18 protein-coding genes are annotated in these 17,939 nt (G+C 53.3%); 5 read left to right on the top strand and 13 right to left on the bottom strand.

Annotation, left to right across the window (positions count from 1 at the left end):
- Window positions 1–52: 52 nt before the first annotated feature.
- Window positions 53–1,795, bottom strand: coding sequence for an adenylate/guanylate cyclase domain-containing protein (locus GOW31_RS08945; protein WP_171169412.1), 1,743 nt, complete (start codon window positions 1,793–1,795; stop codon window positions 53–55).
- 228 nt (window positions 1,796–2,023) lie between these two features.
- Window positions 2,024–2,941, bottom strand: a complete 918-nt coding sequence (locus GOW31_RS08940; protein ID WP_171169410.1) for a LysR family transcriptional regulator — start codon at window positions 2,939–2,941, stop codon at window positions 2,024–2,026.
- A gap of 102 nt (window positions 2,942–3,043) precedes the next feature.
- On the opposite strand from GOW31_RS08940, the gene GOW31_RS08935 reads away from it, so the two are divergent.
- Window positions 3,044–3,910: an NAD(P)-dependent oxidoreductase gene (locus tag GOW31_RS08935; RefSeq protein ID WP_171169408.1), complete on the top strand. Its 867-nt coding sequence runs from the start codon at window positions 3,044–3,046 to the stop codon at window positions 3,908–3,910.
- A 201-nt stretch (window positions 3,911–4,111) separates the two neighbouring features.
- Here the strand turns inward: GOW31_RS08935 and GOW31_RS08930 are convergent, their stop codons facing one another.
- From GOW31_RS08930 to GOW31_RS08915, 4 genes are all read right to left on the bottom strand, one after another.
- Complete coding sequence (locus GOW31_RS08930) at window positions 4,112–5,635, bottom strand: sulfatase-like hydrolase/transferase (RefSeq protein ID WP_171169406.1); 1,524 nt, start codon at window positions 5,633–5,635, stop codon at window positions 4,112–4,114.
- A 2-nt stretch (window positions 5,636–5,637) separates the two neighbouring features.
- Window positions 5,638–7,221 carry a tripartite tricarboxylate transporter permease gene (locus GOW31_RS08925; protein WP_171169404.1) on the bottom strand — a complete coding sequence of 528 codons (1,584 nt, stop codon included), beginning with the start codon at window positions 7,219–7,221 and terminating at the stop codon, window positions 5,638–5,640.
- Complete coding sequence (locus GOW31_RS08920) at window positions 7,221–7,772, bottom strand: hypothetical protein (protein ID WP_171169402.1); 552 nt, start codon at window positions 7,770–7,772, stop codon at window positions 7,221–7,223. The genes GOW31_RS08925 and GOW31_RS08920 overlap by 1 nt, the downstream gene beginning before the upstream one ends.
- Before the next feature lie 72 nt (window positions 7,773–7,844).
- A complete protein-coding gene (locus tag GOW31_RS08915; protein ID WP_171169400.1) occupies window positions 7,845–8,795 on the bottom strand; it encodes a tripartite tricarboxylate transporter substrate binding protein in 951 nt (316 codons plus the stop codon).
- A 119-nt stretch (window positions 8,796–8,914) separates the two neighbouring features.
- On the opposite strand from GOW31_RS08915, the gene GOW31_RS08910 reads away from it, so the two are divergent.
- The 4 genes from GOW31_RS08910 to GOW31_RS08895 are packed head-to-tail and all read left to right on the top strand — an operon-like array spanning window position 8,915 to window position 11,959.
- Window positions 8,915–9,397, top strand: coding sequence for a MarR family winged helix-turn-helix transcriptional regulator (locus GOW31_RS08910; RefSeq protein WP_171169398.1), 483 nt, complete (start codon window positions 8,915–8,917; stop codon window positions 9,395–9,397).
- Window positions 9,394–10,818, top strand: coding sequence for a sulfatase-like hydrolase/transferase (locus GOW31_RS08905; RefSeq protein ID WP_171169396.1), 1,425 nt, complete (start codon window positions 9,394–9,396; stop codon window positions 10,816–10,818). Before GOW31_RS08910 ends, GOW31_RS08905 begins: the two co-directional genes overlap by 4 nt.
- Window positions 10,818–11,666 carry an MBL fold metallo-hydrolase gene (locus GOW31_RS08900; protein WP_171169394.1) on the top strand — a complete coding sequence of 283 codons (849 nt, stop codon included), beginning with the start codon at window positions 10,818–10,820 and terminating at the stop codon, window positions 11,664–11,666. The genes GOW31_RS08905 and GOW31_RS08900 overlap by 1 nt, the downstream gene beginning before the upstream one ends.
- 53 nt (window positions 11,667–11,719) lie before the next feature.
- Complete coding sequence (locus tag GOW31_RS08895; RefSeq protein ID WP_171169392.1) at window positions 11,720–11,959, top strand: YciI family protein; 240 nt, start codon at window positions 11,720–11,722, stop codon at window positions 11,957–11,959.
- 112 nt (window positions 11,960–12,071) lie between these two features.
- Here GOW31_RS08895 and GOW31_RS08890 read toward each other — a convergent pair whose 3' ends face one another.
- The 7 genes from GOW31_RS08890 to GOW31_RS08860 form a co-directional block, all read right to left on the bottom strand.
- Window positions 12,072–12,548: a PfkB family carbohydrate kinase gene (locus GOW31_RS08890; RefSeq protein WP_171169390.1), complete on the bottom strand. Its 477-nt coding sequence runs from the start codon at window positions 12,546–12,548 to the stop codon at window positions 12,072–12,074.
- 72 nt (window positions 12,549–12,620) lie between these two features.
- The gene (locus GOW31_RS08885) at window positions 12,621–13,364 is read right to left on the bottom strand and encodes an SDR family NAD(P)-dependent oxidoreductase (protein ID WP_171169388.1); all 744 of its coding nucleotides are present in this window, start codon (window positions 13,362–13,364) and stop codon (window positions 12,621–12,623) included.
- A gap of 54 nt (window positions 13,365–13,418) precedes the next feature.
- Entirely contained in the window at window positions 13,419–14,291 is an 873-nt protein-coding gene (locus GOW31_RS08880; protein WP_171117760.1) for an NAD(P)-dependent oxidoreductase, read from the bottom strand.
- Between the two features lie 25 nt (window positions 14,292–14,316).
- Window positions 14,317–14,736 carry a heme-binding protein gene (locus GOW31_RS08875; protein WP_171117758.1) on the bottom strand — a complete coding sequence of 140 codons (420 nt, stop codon included), beginning with the start codon at window positions 14,734–14,736 and terminating at the stop codon, window positions 14,317–14,319.
- 19 nt (window positions 14,737–14,755) lie between these two features.
- Window positions 14,756–16,042 carry a TRAP transporter large permease gene (locus GOW31_RS08870; protein WP_058272447.1) on the bottom strand — a complete coding sequence of 429 codons (1,287 nt, stop codon included), beginning with the start codon at window positions 16,040–16,042 and terminating at the stop codon, window positions 14,756–14,758.
- Window positions 16,043–16,044: 2 nt separating this feature from the next.
- On the bottom strand, window positions 16,045–16,578 hold the full coding sequence (locus GOW31_RS08865; protein ID WP_171117756.1) for a TRAP transporter small permease: 534 nt from the start codon (window positions 16,576–16,578) through the stop codon (window positions 16,045–16,047).
- 76 nt (window positions 16,579–16,654) lie between these two features.
- Entirely contained in the window at window positions 16,655–17,629 is a 975-nt protein-coding gene (locus GOW31_RS08860; protein ID WP_171169386.1) for a TRAP transporter substrate-binding protein, read from the bottom strand.
- Between the last annotated feature and the right edge of the window lie 310 nt (window positions 17,630–17,939).

Below are 17,939 nucleotides of genomic sequence, written 5' to 3'. Positions count from 1 at the left end.
AGAACCGCGTAATTGAGGCTGCGCCGGTAGGACAAAAGAGTTAATGTCGGCGTCAGCCAGACAATCCTGCCGCTCGTAGCCCATCCACAAGACGTTCGAAATCATCTGGTCGCCGCCACATAGACCGAAACCCGCGGGCAAGGCTGTCGACCGTCTCATCCTCAACCACGATACCTCGACTTGTGAACTCATCGTGACGTTCGGTGACGAATTCTCGCAATGCGTCAGAGGCGTCTCGCTCTCGTTCGAGCTGCGCGTAAGACGCTGCGACAAAGGCAGTGGCCAACGAGTTAAGCCGCGCTGCTCCCATCAGAAAACCAAGCACTGCTTCATAGTTACCGTTGAAAAATTCGACCTGCCCCATAATCCAGTCGATGGCAGGCGGATGTAGCGGGTCCAGCGCCATAGCTTCCGAAACTACGTCGCGCGCCTTTTCGTGCTGGCCGAGCAGTAGGAAAGCATAGCCGCACCAAGCCATCGACTCCGCCTCGCTTTCTATCATGGAAAGTGTCTTGTTGAATTGCGCTTCGGCCTCGCTCCATAGTCCGGCGCAGAGAAAAGCAAACCCAAGCTGGTCCTGAATGTAGACGTCCCGGTTATCCAGTGCCACGCCCTTTCGGGCGATTTTCAACGTGTGGGCCGGTGCGTCAGCGTCTGCCAGACCAAGCCACAAATCTATGACATATGTATCTGAAAGATACATGTAAGATCGCGCGATGGTCGGATCGAGCGCGACCGCTCGTTCCAACAACACTCTCGCCTTGGCCGTATCTCGTGCGTTCAGGCCGTCGCGCAATGCCTTGCCCTTGAGCATCAGTTCATAGGCCTTCATCTGATCTGTTGGTTTCTGTGTCGAACGGTCGACGACATCGTGCTGGACCCTGCCAGGTAACACTGCGACGATATTTCGGGCCACTTCGTCTTGAACCGCCAGAACGTCCTCCAGTTCGTGGTCATATCGATCCGACCAGAGTTGGGTGCCCGTTCGGGCGTCAGCGAGTTGTACCGAGATTCTGACGCGACTGCCGGCCTTCCGCACGCTGCCTTCAACCAGATAATCTGCGCCGAGAGCCTCCGCGATTTTAGCTGGATCTGTGTCCTGTGTCCGGAACCTGAAAGACGCATTTCTGGAAACAACCTTAAGCGTCCGAAAACGCGATAAGCCCACAATAATGTCTTCCGCAATCCCGTCGCTAAAAAAGGCCTGCTCGGGGTCATCGCTCATGTTGTGTAGAGGCAAGACCGCAATAGTGGCTTTTCCTGATGATTCAGACCAAGGCGGTTCAGCACATACTGCGCTTAACCCGCCAATGCGCCAAGCATGTACCGGTTCGGCAACGTTCTTTACCGAGTGCTGACCAGCATCCTCCCAGGCGACCGGTATACGGTTCCCGACCACACGATATACAGCGTCAGACACCAACACACCGCCGGGTGGGGCAAGCTGCTCCAACCTCGACGCAAGGTTCACACCGGACCCAAAAACATCTCCGCCGCGCATGATAATGTCGCCAAGAGTGACGCCGATGCGAAAGCGAAGCGGGTCGGAGCCCACCGCCGGCGAATTTTGCCATTCAACCGCGCAGGAAACGGCATCGACAGCGCTGTCGAAACTGGCGAGCAGACCGTCACCCATCTGTTTGACGATGCGACCGTGATGTCGACCGACAAGCGGAACAGCGGTTTCGTCAATGTACGCTGAAAGGACTTCGAGCGTGCCTTTTTCGTCCCGCTCCATCCGGGCGGTAAAGCCGACAAGGTCAGCAATCAGGATGGCCGCCAGCTTTCGCTCCACGTATTGTCCTCCTTTCTGTTTCATACTGGTCGCTAAGTGTTTAGACTATGCGAAAGTGAACAGGGGCGGTGTCTGATCTTGTCTGAAAGCTGTTTCAGCTTTAGAAAGTGCTGCGATACGTCTGCTTTATCAGCTCAGTGGGCAAACGGCCTTTTTTGTCCTCATCTTGCGAAACTTCATGGCCGCTTTGGGTTGTTGCTATCCATTCGAGTTGAACACCAACAACGGTTATGTCAAGTGAGCCGGCGTCCATCTGAAAAGGCTTTTCTCATATTCGGTAATTGAGTTCGAAAGCCACTTCTGAAACACTTTTGCCGCTGGGCGAACTGGTCCAGGCAGCGTGACGAGGTGATATCCGATCTGCGGGATTGGATCATCGAATAGCGCCACGAGATCTCCAGACTTCAATTCATCAGAGATGAATGCCGGAACGGTCGCCCCGACACCATCACCCCGGCGGATTCCATCAAGCAGCATGTTGCCCGGCAGGCGAACAACTCTCCTATCGTCATCGGGTGCTACTCCAACCTTTTCCAACCACAAGTCAAATTCGACCGAAGCCTGTTCCTGAAGAAGAGTAAAGTCGAGCAATTCAATTGGGTCTTTGAGCACTCGCTCCCCAATCAATTCTTTTGCAGCGACCACAGTCAGACAGCCAGGTAGCAACATTTGCGAGACCAGTCCCGACCAGCGCCCGGTGCCGTATCGAATGGCTATGTCAATGCCCCCTGGTTTGAGGTCGACAGCTTGGATTGTTGAGTCGATCCGAAGCTCAATATCCGGAAACTCCTGAACAAACGTCGATAGACGCGGCATAAGAAATGCGCTTGAAAACATCGGTGTCGCACTGACCACCAGCGGGCGAACCGCCTCTGCACTTGATATGCTCTCAGTCAGGGACGCCATTGAGGCGAATGCTTCATGTAAACCTGCCGCTAAGAATTCCCCCTGTGCGGTCAGAGCAATACCGTGTCGCGTCCGAGAAACGAGTTGGGTTCCTAGATACTGCTCCAGTCCTCGGATTTGTTGGCTGACCGCGGAGTGGGTCACATTCAGTGCCGCTGCCGCGCGGGTCAAGTTTCTAAACTCTGCGGCGGCGGCAAAGGCTCTGAGAGACGTCAGCGAGGGTAAAGTGTGCCAATCCATAAGTCAGAAAATCTAACAATACAGAAATATTTACAACTACGCGTTTTCTCAATTCTTACGCATGCTGACGTGGAACACCAATGACCAGAACAGGAGAAAACCATGGCAACGCTTGCGGTACTCGGATTGGGCAACATGGGTTCGGCGTTGGCGCATTGCCTGCTCAAAGCAGGTTACAGCGTCTGCGTCTGGAATCGGACACCTGAAAAGACAAAGTCGTTTGCAAAGGTAGGTGCAGTTATTTGCGCTTCGCCAGAAGATGCTGTTGCAGCGTCCGAATTCGTCATCGTCTGCATCAAAAGTCACAAGGAAGCTATCGATTTGGTCCGTGGGCTAAGTGTGTCTTTGGAAGGAAAAACAATTTGCGACATGAGCACCGGCGATACGTCCGATGCTGATTCACTGGTCTCATTTCTCAGCGAAAAAAACGCAGACTACATGTTGGGCATGATCAATGCCTACCCTTCAGGCATCGGTAGCAGCGACACCACTATCCTCACCGTGGGCAGTGCCGGAACCTGGGATCGCTACGGCGAAGTGATAAGGTCTCTGGGGGGAAAATCCGCTCAGATCGGTGAGAAACCCGCAGCTCTTGCAGCACTTTTTGCCGGTCTCTTCACTGTCCGGCAGGGGTTCATGTTTGGGATGATATACGGCGCACTGGTTTGCCAGAAAGCAGGTGTTCCGATGCAGGTCTATGCCGATCAACTCCCTGCCACGATCAAATTGGTAAATGACTATTACGATCTCTTTGCCCGAACTGTTCCGACCGAGGACTATGACGACGCTGAAGCCTCGTTGAAAGTCTACGCATTGGCCCAGGAGGACGCTCTAAAGACGTGCGTTTCTCTGAATGCACCGGCTGACTTTATCCGAATTATGCATGACCGCACAAAAGCGGCGTGGGAGGATGGATATGGAGACAAACAATTAACCTCTTTGGTCAAGCACATGACGGAAGCCTGTTGATATCGAACGCTTACTGTCAAAATGGCCATTCGACTTGACAAACAATCGGCTGCAAAGTTGCGTACATGGGACTGCGAAGTTTCGTCGCCAATGTCCGGTTTGGGCTGCGAACGGCCTACAATGTTAACCGCATAGAACGGCAAAATTGAGCCTAGAGAAGTGGTTCGACTAGTACCTCTCGATTCAGAATATTATGCCAGTTTATGCGGTTCCCACTGGTTGTCGATCCGAGACGGTGTCATTTGGCCGCGTTGCAATATAGCCTTTGAGCTTATCTTTGATTTCACGACACGCCGGATCGTCAAACAGATTAGTTTGTTCAAACGGATCCGCAACCAGGTCGTACATTTCGCCCGCGCCAGAGTTTAGTTCCAAAGTCATCTTGTGTGTTTTCGTACGAACCGTACGCAATTCCAAAGCGACACCTACGCGCCCAGGCAGTAGGCCCCACTCGTTAAGTGCAAAGTCGCGACCACCGTCGGTCTCCCAGACCTCACGTAGACTCGTGCCATGCTGTGTTTGCAACGGTTTCGCCTGCCCATAGTCCAAAAAGGTCGGCCCCAGATCGAGTGTTGAGACTGGCTCATCCACGGCTTTACCAGCAGGGATACCTGGGCCGCGCACAATCATTGGCACTCTTAGCAAACCCTCATAGTGCATCGGGCCCTTAAGGATAAGCCCATGATCACCTAGCCAATCACCATGATCAGAGATGTAAATCACTATTGTATTCTCACCCAAACCCGCTTGTTGGAGGGCAATAAGCATGCGTCCGACTTCATGGTCAATATAGGCGATCTGGCCATAGGTATTAGCAATAATCTCGCGTAGTTGCTCATCTGTTTGGGGCGCAATCCGGCTGTAAGCCTTGCGCACATCTGCAAATTTAGGGTCTGCCGGTTCATTCTCCATCGCCGCGTTATGCCACCACGGCTTACCCTGAAAACTACGGGTGCGGTTGGGTGGTAGGTCCACATCTTCCGGTTTGTGCAGCCACGACCAAGGTTCGGGACAATCAAAAGGGTGGTGCGGATCGGGAAAACTCACCCATGTGCAGAATGGCTTTTCTTCATCGCGCCCATGTTTCAGCCACTCGATAAACCGATCCGACGTCCAGCTCGTATTGTGAAACGCGGTGGGCAGCTTGGAATGCCACGTCTGCGCGGCATCCTTGGTGTCACCAGCGTTTTCCCACATCAAATTTGTGCGTTCATCCCCGCGCCCATCGGCGTGGTAAAATCGCTCATAATGCTGACCCAATGGTGGCTTCACTGGTGCCCACCAATTGTGCCCGACCAACATCAACTCAAGATGCTGAAATCCCATATAGGGTCCGTTCCAATCCGCACCATAATCAGCGCCAGATTGAAGGCATTCGGGCGTGCCGGTGGGCTCGTAAGTGTGGTAAGTAGAAAAGTGCGCTTTTCCGAAAAAACTGGTCTGATAACCAGCCGCAGCCATAGCTCCAGCCCAGCCCTTCCCGCCAACTTCAGGATCGAGGTCGATACCGTTGTCGTGCACCCCATGTGTGCGGCAGAGCTGCCCTGTTAGGATTGAGGCCCGCGCTGGCTGACAGACCACAGAAGGCGTGATGCAAGATGTGAAATGTGTGCCGTCTGCGGCCAGTTGATCCAGATGAGGCGTCTTCACCTTTCGCCCCATGAAGCCAAAACAATCCGCACGGTGCTGGTCTGCCGAAATCAAAAGGATGTTGGGACGGCTCATCGTTAGGCCTCCTTGCGGGAAAGACTAGAGAAAAAAACAACGACAACAGCCAGCGCCATAAATGCTGCGGCTATGGGATTATTGAACAGGAACCATGCATCACCGCCGGTTGCGGCAAAGGCCTGGCGCGCAGTTTCTTCGAGGTTGCCGCCAAGAATAAAAGCAATCACGAAAGGTAAGGGCGACATACCCACACGGCGCATTAGATACCCCAGCACTCCAAATCCAACCGCGAACCAGATCGCCGACATGCGTGCCTCTTGGACATAGATCGCTGTAAACGTCAGCAACAGCACAACGGGCAGCAGCATGTGTTTTGGGATGCGGATCATGTACCCCACGACCCGCATAAACCCGCCTCCGATTGTCCAATTGAAGAGGTTTGCGAGCATCATGATCGTGAAAAGACCAAAGGCCATGACCAGTTCTGGGTTAATTCCGCCTGTGGTAAACTTGAAAACCGAAGGGCCGGGGTTAAAGCCGCCAATACTGTCAGCGGCGAGTATCAAAAAAACTGCTGCGGCATTTCCAGGAATGCCGAGGCTGAGAACCGGAATAAGGTTTGCCCCGGAAACCGAACTGTTAGCTGCCTCAGTCGATGCAATGCCCTCTGGCGCGCCTTTACCAAACTGCGTTTCGTCGGGTGACTTTTTGGCGTGACGCCGACTTCCAGTTGTAAAACCGAGCGTCGCGGCCAAAGTGCTCCCAACGCCGGGCAATGCCCCAATGGCTGTGCCGATGACGGCAGAACGAGCGATATAAGGTGTGATGCGGCGAAGATCAGAGCGACGCAAATGCTGGTCACCGATTTCATTGTAAGTCAGCCGCTTTTGGGTGTGGCGGTGGTCATACCAAAGGTCCTCAATAGACTTAAAGACCTCGCCAAGGATTAATACGCCAAGAATTGCGGTCGCAACTGGAAATCCTTGCGCCAGCGTCTGCGTCCCCATTGTAAGGCGCGGATAGAAGTCTTCACCCGTGCCGATGTAAACCGCCAACAGTCCGAGCCCCATTGAAATCAGCCCTTTGCCGACGGAGTCCCCTATTACCGAAGCAATGAAGGCAAGCGACAAGACCAACAGCGCGGTTTTCTCAGGCAAATCCAGATAAGCTTCTACAAGCACAGCTAAAAACGGCGCGCACAGGATCAACACAATATCCGAGAAAGTGTCCCCTGATGCCGAACTCACGTGCGCGATTTTTAAGGCCTTGCGTGCCTTGCCAGCCTGCGTCATCGGATAACCGTCAAGTGTGGTCATGAATGCATCTGGTGTGCCGGGTGTATTGAACAGAATCGCTGGCACTGCGCCGCCAATCGTGGCCCCTTTCATGATCCCTATCAAAAAGCCCATTACGGGCAATAGCGCATCAGGAGAAAAGCCGAAGATTGAAATCAAAATAGGCAGTGAAATTGCCATCGCCATCGGCCCTGCCAAACCCGGAGTTGCTCCCACTGCAATGCCCAATAAGAAGCCGAACAGCACCATCATCGGGGTCACCGGAACACCAAATCCAGCAATCGAAAAGAGGTCTGGCCCGTGAAACACCGCCGCGACACCAAGTTGGATGTAGGTCCAAACCTCCATCAAACGTCCCCGTTGGGCGGCAGTAAAAGATCGTCAAATGGCACGTCATAGAGTAGGATCAAAAGAGTGGTCGAGACCACACCAATCAAAAACGCGCGAAAGGAGGAATGCCCCTCAATCATTGCGATGAGCGCAGCAATCATCACGGTTCCACCGAAAAAATATCCGACTATGTTCCAAGGAGCGGTTGTGCGCAAAGATGCATAGTTTTCACCTGCACCAGTCAGAGCTACTGCTGCTGGACCTGTCCAGCGCATGATGGCAAAACACACCAAAAGCAGCACTAGTAACGTGGCAAGAAACCTTAAGTTGGCAATGCGCAAGCGTCCGTCCATTTCCGATAGCCGCTGAATAGCCAAAAGCATCCCCCCAACACCGATAAAAACCGCTGCCAACGTAGGCGCGAAGGCGTCTCCGATGGATACTTGACGGCGCACTTTTTCAATCAGCCCGGTATCCGTATCCATGGGAACCCACACAAGGGCGATAAACAGCGCGACCACAATGGCACCAAATGCCAAGGCGCGATTTGTTGCTTTCTCAGGGGACATTCGCCTGTCTCTTTGATCCACGATGACTGGTGGCGAAGTATGACTGCCCCACCCAAAAGCGGGGCAGATTGATTATTCAGATGCAGCTTCCAGCAACTCACCCGCCTTGTCATATTCGGCTTGCAAACGCTGTTGCAATTCGTCGCCATTCTGGATCAATGGCCCACCAAATGCCTTAGTGATCATCGCGTTCGACTTTGTTCCTTCGGTCGAAATCGCGGTTCCAATAGCGGTAGCCAATGCATCACGTACCGTTGTGTCCATACCGGCTGGACCTACAAAAACAAAGGCACCGTCAGAGTCGAACTCAACGCCAAGATCCGCAAAGGTCGGTGCATCTGGCGTCTGTTTCAGCGGTTCGGACAGCGCCGATGCCAGATTGACTAGGTCACCGGCCGCCACACCCTTGCCCTGGATACCTGCCATGAAACCTAGATCCATGTCGCCCGCGTTGACGCCATTCATAACTGCGCGACCGCCTTTGACCGAAACAATGTTGAAGTCTACGCCTTGCGCTTTGCCTAGCAGATACGCCAGATCGGCTAGACGTGGGCTCATAACACCAAAACGGAGTTCTTCACCGGCATTAGCCGCGGCTACTACGTCCTCAAAACTATTCCAGCCTTTAGACGAAAGTGACACAACCCCCATTTGGAACCCGGCCGTGGTGGTGATGCCGGTGAAATCCGATGGGCCAACGCCCGCGTCTGCCGCCCGCATGTTGTACCCAAGTGTTTCCGTCACGACCATGCCAATCACGGATCCGTCGTTCGGCATATCCTTAATTGCCATCGCAAGGTTCATCCCGCCCTTGCCAGTCACTTGCTCGGGAATGAATTCCCATCCGGTAGCCGCTTCAAGATCTTCCGCGATTAATCTGGCCTGGGTGTCAGCTCCACCCCCTGCCGCAAATGCGATCATCAGCTTAATGGGTCCGGGTGGTACCCAGTCCTCGGCCTGCGCGGATACGGCCAGCGCCAAACCAAGAGCAGTAACAGCGATGGTCTTAAGTGCTTTATTCATAGCGTTTCCTCCCTAACGCGATCCACCAAGCATCGCCGGAAATAAGTTGACCTGTCAACTAAAATCGGTTGACGTGTCAACCAAACTCCCCCTACCATCAGGCAAGTGAAGGGTGATTTATGAAAATGGACAATGACCACCATCTAGGTCCCTATGAGGAACCTTTAGAGCAGATGATCACTCTGCGTCTGTCGCGGGTTTATGCTCAATTGAATGCCCAAGCTTCCAAAATCCTTAAGGAAACTGCGGGGCTCTCTCAGGTGCAATGGCGGGTATTGGTAATGCTTATAAGCGTTGGTCCGCTGGCGCCACATCAGATCGTTCGCCGCCTTCTTATGGATAAAAGCCAACTCAGCCGCACAATAAAAATCATGGAAAAGGAAGGCCTGCTATCCGTGCGGGAAAGCGAATCGGATAGCAGATCGTCCGTCCTACATATCACCCCGAAAGGACGCCAACTTTACGAAAAAGCACTGCCGAGAATGCGGAGCCGCCAATCCGCCTTGAATGCACAGTTTACGGCTAAAGAACGTAGAAACTTCATAGAAGTGCTCAAACGTATCGAAGCTGCGACGCAGGACTTCGAAAAGGAAACGTCATGACAAATTTTCTGGTGATCATGTCGGACGAACATCAAGCGCGTGCCATGGGATGTGCCGAACACCCATTTGTGCAAACCCCAAATCTGGATGCACTGGCGGCTCGAGGAACCCGCTTTAGTAACGCCTATACCCCGTGCCCGATCTGTGTCCCTGCGCGCGCGAGTTTTGCGACTGGCCAACCTGTCCATGTCACACGGCTCTGGGACAATGCAATGCCTTATACCGGTCAGATAAAGGGCTGGGGTCATGCCTTACAAAGAGGAGGCATTCCTGTCGAAAGTATTGGCAAGCTACACTACCGTGCGCCGGAGGACCCAGCGGGTTTCGACACTGAGCATTTGCCTATGATGGTGGCAGACGGCGTTGGCATGGTTTGGGCTTCGATCAGGCGCGAGGATGAGCGCGTGAGTGCGAAACCTCGTATGCTTGGCGAGTATATTGGTCCAGGTCAAAGTAAGTATACAGAGTATGATGCAGCGGTCACAAAGCGAAGCGAAGAATGGCTTTTGAACCGAGCGGAAGAAGACGACGACCAACCATGGTGTCTATACGTTGGTCTTGTCGCACCGCATTTCCCCTTGGTCTGTCCTCAAGAGTTCTTCGAAATGTACCCGTCCGATATCCTTCCTCCAGCGAAACTCCACCCAAATCAAGGCCACGTCCGTCACCCATGGGTAGAAAAACAAAATGCTATGATGGATAGCGAAAACCGCTTCGACAGCGAAGAAGAACGGCTTGCAGCCATGTCGGCCTATTTCGGTCTTACGAGCTGGCTGGACAGCAATGTGGGTCGAATCTTGAATGTTTTGCAAGCAAGCGGCATGGCTGATGACACAGTAGTTGTATATACGTCCGACCATGGCGACAATGTTGGCGCACGTGGGCTTTGGGGAAAATCCAATCTCTATGAAGAGAGCGTTGCAATCCCGATGATCATGGCCGGGCCGAATGTGCCCATCGGTATTTGTGAAACGCCAGTCAGCCTTCTGGACCTTTCTGCCACTATACCTGCACACTTTTGTTTGGACTTTGCTTGTGCAGGGCAGTCACTATTTGAAATCGCTGCTGCCCCCCCGCACTTACACCGTGCAATTCTAAGCCAATATCACGCCGCCGGGGCCGTGTCCGGAGCATTCATGCTGCGCCAAGGAGGCTGGAAGTTGAACCAGTATATCGGCTTCGAACCAGAGCTGTTTGACCTTTTGGAAGATCCGGAAGAATTGACAAATCTTGCCCCAGATCCTCGTTACAAAGATAAGCTGCTGCGAATGCAGGAGGCCATGTCGCACCACGTGGATATCGAAGCTGTCGACGCATTGGCATTTAACGATCAGGCCGATTTGATCGCACAATATGGGGGGCGCGAAGCTGCCTTGAAGCTCGGTGCACCCGGCGCAACACCGCCGCCGAGGGTCACGTAATGAAGCTCACTATTCTAGGTTCTGGCTCTCCTGAAGCCTACGTTCGCCGTGCCTCCAGCGGCTACCTTCTAGAAGTCGGGAATGACGTGATCCTGTTTGATTGCGGGGGTGGCGTGTTTGACAACCTTTTGCGCTCGGGTTGCTCGCCTTCAGACATCACTCACCTTTTCTTCACGCATCTGCATACCGACCACATGATGGACTATGCGCGCCTGGTACATGCCGCTTGGGACGAAGGTGCCGCGCCCCTCAAAGTGTTTGGTCCGCCGCCTATCGCGCAAGTCACCGAAGGGTACTTCGGCCCAGGCGGCGTCTTATCGCACGACCTCCGTGCACGCACAGAATTCGTGCCGAGCCAAGAAGTCTGGAAAGCACGCGGAGGCAGTTTGCCACGGCCTTGGCCAACGCCGCAGGTGCAAGAGATTGAACCGGGTTTTTCGTACGAACGCAAAGACTGGTTGTTGACGTCTTGCGAAGTACCTCACGCGCAACCCTTTCTGTCCTGCCTTGCATTCTCTGTGCAAAGTGAAGGCAAGAAATTTGTCTACTCGGGAGATGCTGGATTGTGTGACGACTTGTCCGCTCTAGCAAAAAACGCCGACCTTTTGCTTCACTGGTGCTACCGCTTGGATGGCGAGCCCGCTCATCCCATGATGGCTAACCTGACGCCCTCCCCATTTGAGATTGCTTCAAACGCGCACAGCAATGGCGTCAAACAACTCCTGCTTACTCATTTCCGCGTGCATATGGACAGCGAGCCCTCACACACTGCTGCTTTGAACAACATAAAGAGTGTCTTTCAAGGGGCGTTCGGAATTGTCGAAGACTTGCAGGAGTACACGCTCTAAAATGATTGGATTCAACAAGGTCCAAGTCACAAATGTAGAAACAGGTTAGTGATATGAATCACTTGATTGTTCTTTTTGAAGACGCACCGGAGATGTCGGCGGTTCGAGAGCAATTATTTGTGGACCACCTCACCTACCTTACAGCTCAACCTCACATCCTTGTTGACGGTGCATCACTTGCACCAAACGGGACCGCCAAGCCCGTCGGTGGCCTGTGGATTGTTAATGCCGTCGATAGAGACAGCATTGTCCGGCTGATCGAAGGCGACCCGCTTTTCCGATCCGGCCATTGAACTTTCCGGATGTTTTCTACTGGAAAGCAATTGTCTGTCAGCTGACGGGCGCAGCTTAACGGGCGGCTTGAGGCGACTTGTTTCAAAATCCGCGTTGCCGAGTTTGGGAAGCTCAATTTTGAAGGTCCGCTTCGGGCTGAACGTGCCAGTGAAACAACCGAAGAAAGGGCGGCTCAGGGTTCAAGATTGCCAGAGTGACGCCCGAGAAATAGATGAGATCTGATTGCGTCATGGCATGGGCAAGTGCTTGCTTGTCTTGGGCCAATAGGCGTGCGGCCGACTGGCCGCGCCAATAGGTAAAACTACGTTCCCCGTTATTTAGCGTGATAAGATACAACTCCACTGAACGGTTTGGCACGATCCGCACCTGCTGGGTGTTGACTCCGCTTTCGCGTATCGCACCCAGCATCCGGGACGATATGGCATCATCTCCGACGGCGGTAAAATAGGACAAGGGCGTTTCGGGTGTGAGTTGGGCCAGATACCAAGCTGTATTGAACGTGTCTCCGGCGAACCCCATTTGATACGTGCTTGGCGCGTCAGTTGGGGCCATTTCGGCCATGCATTCACCTATCGCTAGAATTCGCATACTCCGGTTTCCATTACTTCGAAGTTTGACAAACGGTAGCGTTCGACAATTAGGTAACCTGTTTTGCAGTGGTCACGAGAACAGCATCCCACCATTGATATCGACATTGGTCCCGGTCAGATAAGCCGAGTCCTCGCTTGCCAGAAACGCCACGAGGTTCGCAACATCTTGAGATTGGCCTTGCCGCTTGAGCGGCGCAGCAGCTTCTAGCCCGCGACGGCCTGCATCGGGAGTATGGATATTATGGAAATCCGTGTCGATCATGCCTGGGCAGATTGCATTGACACGGATATCGGGGCCGAGTTCTTTTGCAAGACTACGGGTGAGCGTCATGACCCCGCCTTTTGACGTTGCATAAGCCGATGCACCAGGGCCACCACCGTCGCGGCCCGCCTGACTGGCGATGTTTACAATGGCCCCGGATTTCATATGCAGCAGTGCCGCTTTGACCATAAGAAACGTGCTGGTCAGGTTGAGATCCATGACAGCCTGCCAGTGTTCAAGCGACATCTCGTTGATTTTCTTGCGCGCGATCAAACCTCCGGCATTGTTCACCAGAATGTCTAGGCTGCCATAGGTATCGACCGTCTTGGCGATCAACGCATCGACCTCTTCGGGTCTGTTCAGGTCGCCTTGCATTGCAAACGCCTGTCCACCGATCTTTTTGATCTCGGCTACGGTTTCCTCGGCGCCGGCACTACTGGCGAAGTAGTTCACCGCGACATTCACCCCTTCGGAGGCGAGTTTGACAGCGCAGGCGCGTCCGATATCGCGGCCACCACCCGTGACAATTGCGGTCTTTCCCTGAAGTCTCATGGTTGTTCTTTCCCGTTCAATTGGTGCTGCTATGCGTGACTGATGGATCTGACGCTAAAGCTTGGCAAAATAGTCGAAGATTTCCGGCACGTTGCCGTCGCCCATGCCTGCGTCCGCAGCTGCCTGAAGGTTGTTCGCGGTTCCTTCAGCGATCTCGGCACGAGTGCCCACGTCCTCGGCCAGCTTCAAGAAGTAACCAAGATCCTTGTTGGCGTTGTTAATCGAAAACCCCAAATCGCTGACACCATCCACCGCGTAGTTCTTACAAAACTGCATAAAGGGGGAATTGGACGGCCCAGCTGACATGATGTCAAAAAGCTGCTGCTTGTTTACACCTGAGCGTTCAGCCACAGCAAAGGCTTGGCTCATGGTGCAAGCTGTCGTCATACCCATAAAGTTGTTGATGAGCTTGGTCACATGGCCCGCACCCAGTTCGCCGAGGTGAAAGACATTTTCCCCCAGTACATCCAGGACAGGTTTCACCTTCTCAAAGGTGGCCATATCCCCCGCGGCCATGATATTCAGCAAACCATCCTTGGCGTGCATGGGCGTGCGTCCGAGCGGTGCGTCAACCATACCAGCACCTTTGGCGGCCAAATCAGCGCCAATTTTTCGTGTGGACGCTGGGATGGAAGTCCCAAAGTCAATGACCACAGCACCTTTTTTTATGCCTGCCAGGATGCCGTCATCGCCATAGATCAGGCTTTCGACAACTTCCGATGTCGTTACACAAAGCATCACGATGTCGCTGTTCGCAGCAAGCTCTCGTGGGGTCGCAACCTCCACAGCGCCGCGGTTGACTGTGGCGGCCACCGCTTCCCTGTTGCGGCCCATGACAACCAAATCGAAACCGTTGTTTTGCAGGCATTCTGCCATGTTGCCGCCCATGAGACCGAGGCCGATGAAACCGATGACGGGTTTTGTCATATCTGACTCCTTAAACTCTTTCTAATTAGACTTCGCAGAGCGCTGTGACCGCTGCATGCGCGACTTCGAGATCTTGCGCTGGTGAGCCCGAGCTCACTCCGATCCCGCCGACAACATGTCCGTCAACCGTCACAGGGAGGCCACCTGCAACGGTCACCATGCGCCCTCCCAACGATGAAGATATTCCATGTGCGGCCATACCCGGCTGATTAGCTTCACCAAGAGCGTCCGTACCTTTTTGGATGCCAGCCGCGGTGAAGCTCTTGTCGATGGCTAGGTTGATGCTGGTGATCTTGCCGCCGTCCATCCGCTCAAACGCGATGAGGTTGCCGCTTTCGTCGGTGACGGCAATACACATTGGCACGCCGATTTCCTGCGCTTTGGCTCGCGCTCCTGCGATCAACTTGCCCGCGTCATCGATGTCCAGGCGTCTTATTGTCAGCATCACCACATTCTCCTTTGATTTAGGGGCCAATGATCAGGTTCGGCAGCGTCAGCGATATTGCCGGTACAAAAGTGATCAGCATGAGCGCGGCAAAGATGGCGAGGTAGAAAGGCCAAATAGTTTTGACCGCTTTCTCCATCGGTAGTTTTCCTACAGCACACCCCACAAAGAGACAGGTCCCGACAGGTGGCGTGCAAAGACCAAGACCGAGGTTCACCAAAAGGATCATACCGAACTGCAGCGGGTCGATACCCAGCATGTTCATCACCGGCAGGAAAATCGGCGTGCAGATCAGGATCAACGCGGCCATGTCCATGATCATCCCCAAGAGCAACAGCACAGCGTTGATCATCAACAAGATCAGGATCGGGTTTTCTGTGATACCCAACAGGAATTCGACTGTTTTTGTCGGCACCCGGTTGAACGTCAGCATATAGGCAAAGGCACCGGCGCAGGCGATCAGGATCATCACCATAGACGTTGTGCGCACCGAAGAGATAACGGCGGTTTTGAAGTTTTCCCAGGACAGGCTGCGATAGACTACAAGCGTCACCACAAAGGCATACATTGCCCCGAACGCGCCGGATTCAGTCACCGTAAAGACGCCTGACAAGACCCCTCCGACAATGATCACGGCCGTCAATAGACCCGGAATCGAACCCACAAAAGCAATGGCAAGTGCGGTCCAACCTGGAAACTGCTCGGCCTGATAGCCGCGCTTGACCGCTACGACGTATGCTGCAATTGCAAGGCAGCAACACATAAGGACGCCGGGCACAACGCCAGCCAGAAACAGTTTTGAGATAGAAACCGCACCGCCCGTTGCAAGGGCAAAGATGATCATGTTGTGGCTGGGCGGAATGATGATCCCGGCAATTGATGACGTCACTGTGACGTTCACCGCATAGTCGGCATCATAACCTTTGTCTTTCATCACCGGGATCAGGATCGACCCAAGCGCCGAGATATCGGCAATTGCCGATCCGGAAATGCCACCAAACAACATGGACGAGAAGACATTGACGATGCCAAGTCCACCGCGCACAGCGCCTACGGCGGCCTGCGCAAACCGAACCAACCGGATCGCGATACCACCGTGAAACATAAGCTCGCCCGCAAAGATGAAGAACGGGATCGCCATTAGGGAAAAGACGTTGATCCCCGACACGATACGCTGGAATCCAACAAACAGCGGCAATCCTTCAAACCAAAAGGAAGCCAATGCAGCAATACCAAGGGCGTATGCCACTGGCGCGCCTATGATGACACATAGGGCAAAAACCCCCAACAGAATCATGAGTCCCATGACTATCCCTGATCTATGTTGTCTTGGCGTTCGTCTCGGCCCAGAAACAGGCGGATCAAATGGCCAGTGGAAAAAAGAAACACTAAAGCGCCGCTGATTGTCAGAGGCAAGGATCGCAAGCCTTCTGACCATTGGATGAGCGGGATCAGGGTGTTCCATTTGAATATTGTCAGCTCGATCCCGTACCAAAACATCAAGCCACCGAAACCTGCCATCAGGACGTCAGTGAGCACGACGAAACCCGTTCGCACAGAGGGTGGGACTATATTGCGGAACACGACAACAGAGAGGTGCGTGTGATTGTGCACACCCGCAGCCGCACCGAGAAACGCGATGACCATGACCAAAAGCAGTGAAACCTGCTCGACCCAAGTGGGTGTGTTGTTCAGAACGTAGCGCCCGAACACCAGCCAGGCAAAGATCGCTGTCATAACGACAATGGCGACGCCAGACAGCAACATGCAAACTCGTGCGAGTAGATCAAGAATCCTGTCCATGTTGCGCATGGCGGCAGGGGGGGTATCGGGCTCTTGCATTGGATTTCCTCTGAGACAAACCGCCCGGCATCCAATTGGCGGAGCCGGGCGCTCAAAGTTGAACTGTTAAGACAACTTATTCAGTGGCTTGCGCCATTTCTACCAACGCTTTCATGTCAGGATTTGCAGCCAAGTAGTCTGCATAAACCGATTCCATTGCAGACTGGAATGGGCCTTTGTCGGCGATTTCATTGACGGTGATGCCGGCCGCTTCAACATCTTTACGCGCTTGTTCAGAGCCAATTGCCCAAAGCTCACGCTGGACCAATGCGGCTTCTTCTGCTGCACCGCGCACAGCGGTTTGCAATTCAGGAGACAGAGCATTGAATTTGGCCGTGTTCACGCAGATGCACTCGGGGATAATCAGGTGCTCGGACAAAGAATAATTTGTGGTCACTTCATAGTGACCGACATTCTTGAACGACGGGAAGTTGTTCTCCGCACCATCAACAACGCCGGTTTTCAGCGCTTGCTGAACTTCGGAGAAGGCCATTGGCGACGGGTTACCACCCATAGCTGAAATCATAGATGTATAAAGATCGTTGTTCATCACACGGATTTTCAGACCTTCGACATCTGCGGGCGTGTTGATCGGCTTTTGACTGTAGAAAGAACGCGCACCGGCATCAAACCATGCCAGTGGCAGAATGCCTGCTTCACCCATCGCAGATGAAACAACCTCACCGGCGTCGCCGTCCAGCACGCGGAACATGTGCGGCACATCTTTGAAGATGAATGGAAGCGATACAAGGTTAGCTTCTTTCACCATTGGGCCAATGGGACCGAGGTTGAAGTTACCAACCTCGATTGCGCCGATACGAACTTGTTCTAGGGCATCCGGTTGGGAGCCAAGAACACCTCCGTGGAACACATCGACGGTAACTTCGCCTTCTGTAGCAGCGTTAACCAGTTCGGCGAACTTGTCCATTGCAGCCGTGTTGGGATGGCCGTCGTTGTGGATATTCCAGGCCCGCCAGTTTTCGGCTGAAGCTGACGTTGCAATGAATGCCACAGCGGTCGCAGTTGCAAAGAACGATTTCGTGAAAGTCATGGGTTCTCCTCCCCGGTTAATTTTGGACAGGATTTGGCTTTCATGGAATTTCAGAGATCGTAAGCCACGTAGCTTTCGATTTCCCCCAAGAACCAGAATCGCTGCTGCCCTTAAAGGGACACTAGTATCCAAGTTATGTCAACAGTAGGCATCTAGTATGTCAGATTGCTTGACAGTCGAAAGCGCAGGGCATTTGATAGGTGACGGGCATATATTGGTTCACTCAAGCAAAGTGAAATAGAATATTCTTTTTATTTCAATGTTATAACAGTGAATCTGTAATTTGAAACGTGACTAAGACAGAGGGCGC

The sequence above is a fragment of the Ruegeria sp. HKCCA0370 genome (assembly GCF_013033705.1).
In the GTDB taxonomy this organism is placed as follows: Bacteria; Pseudomonadota; Alphaproteobacteria; order Rhodobacterales; family Rhodobacteraceae; genus Ruegeria.
The sequence above is the reverse complement of the archived record's forward strand: the minus strand, read 5'-3'. Positions and strand labels throughout refer to the sequence as shown.

Excerpts from the sequence above, each read along its gene's own strand:
- GOW31_RS08940 (WP_171169410.1), bottom strand. The coding sequence starts at position 2,941 with ATGGATTGGCACACTTTACCCTCGCTGACGTCTCTCAGAGCCTTTGCC.
- GOW31_RS08935 (WP_171169408.1), top strand. The coding sequence starts at position 3,044 with ATGGCAACGCTTGCGGTACTCGGATTGGGCAACATGGGTTCGGCGTTG.
- GOW31_RS08930 (WP_171169406.1), bottom strand. The coding sequence starts at position 5,635 with ATGAGCCGTCCCAACATCCTTTTGATTTCGGCAGACCAGCACCGTGCG.
- GOW31_RS08925 (WP_171169404.1), bottom strand. The coding sequence starts at position 7,221 with ATGGAGGTTTGGACCTACATCCAACTTGGTGTCGCGGCGGTGTTTCAC.
- GOW31_RS08920 (WP_171169402.1), bottom strand. The coding sequence starts at position 7,772 with ATGTCCCCTGAGAAAGCAACAAATCGCGCCTTGGCATTTGGTGCCATT.
- GOW31_RS08915 (WP_171169400.1), bottom strand. The coding sequence starts at position 8,795 with ATGAATAAAGCACTTAAGACCATCGCTGTTACTGCTCTTGGTTTGGCG.
- GOW31_RS08910 (WP_171169398.1), top strand. The coding sequence starts at position 8,915 with ATGAAAATGGACAATGACCACCATCTAGGTCCCTATGAGGAACCTTTA.
- GOW31_RS08905 (WP_171169396.1), top strand. The coding sequence starts at position 9,394 with ATGACAAATTTTCTGGTGATCATGTCGGACGAACATCAAGCGCGTGCC.
- GOW31_RS08900 (WP_171169394.1), top strand. The coding sequence starts at position 10,818 with ATGAAGCTCACTATTCTAGGTTCTGGCTCTCCTGAAGCCTACGTTCGC.
- GOW31_RS08895 (WP_171169392.1), top strand. The coding sequence starts at position 11,720 with ATGAATCACTTGATTGTTCTTTTTGAAGACGCACCGGAGATGTCGGCG.
- GOW31_RS08890 (WP_171169390.1), bottom strand. The coding sequence starts at position 12,548 with ATGCGAATTCTAGCGATAGGTGAATGCATGGCCGAAATGGCCCCAACT.
- GOW31_RS08885 (WP_171169388.1), bottom strand. The coding sequence starts at position 13,364 with ATGAGACTTCAGGGAAAGACCGCAATTGTCACGGGTGGTGGCCGCGAT.
- GOW31_RS08880 (WP_171117760.1), bottom strand. The coding sequence starts at position 14,291 with ATGACAAAACCCGTCATCGGTTTCATCGGCCTCGGTCTCATGGGCGGC.
- GOW31_RS08875 (WP_171117758.1), bottom strand. The coding sequence starts at position 14,736 with ATGCTGACAATAAGACGCCTGGACATCGATGACGCGGGCAAGTTGATC.
- GOW31_RS08870 (WP_058272447.1), bottom strand. The coding sequence starts at position 16,042 with ATGGGACTCATGATTCTGTTGGGGGTTTTTGCCCTATGTGTCATCATA.
- GOW31_RS08865 (WP_171117756.1), bottom strand. The coding sequence starts at position 16,578 with ATGCAAGAGCCCGATACCCCCCCTGCCGCCATGCGCAACATGGACAGG.
- GOW31_RS08860 (WP_171169386.1), bottom strand. The coding sequence starts at position 17,629 with ATGACTTTCACGAAATCGTTCTTTGCAACTGCGACCGCTGTGGCATTC.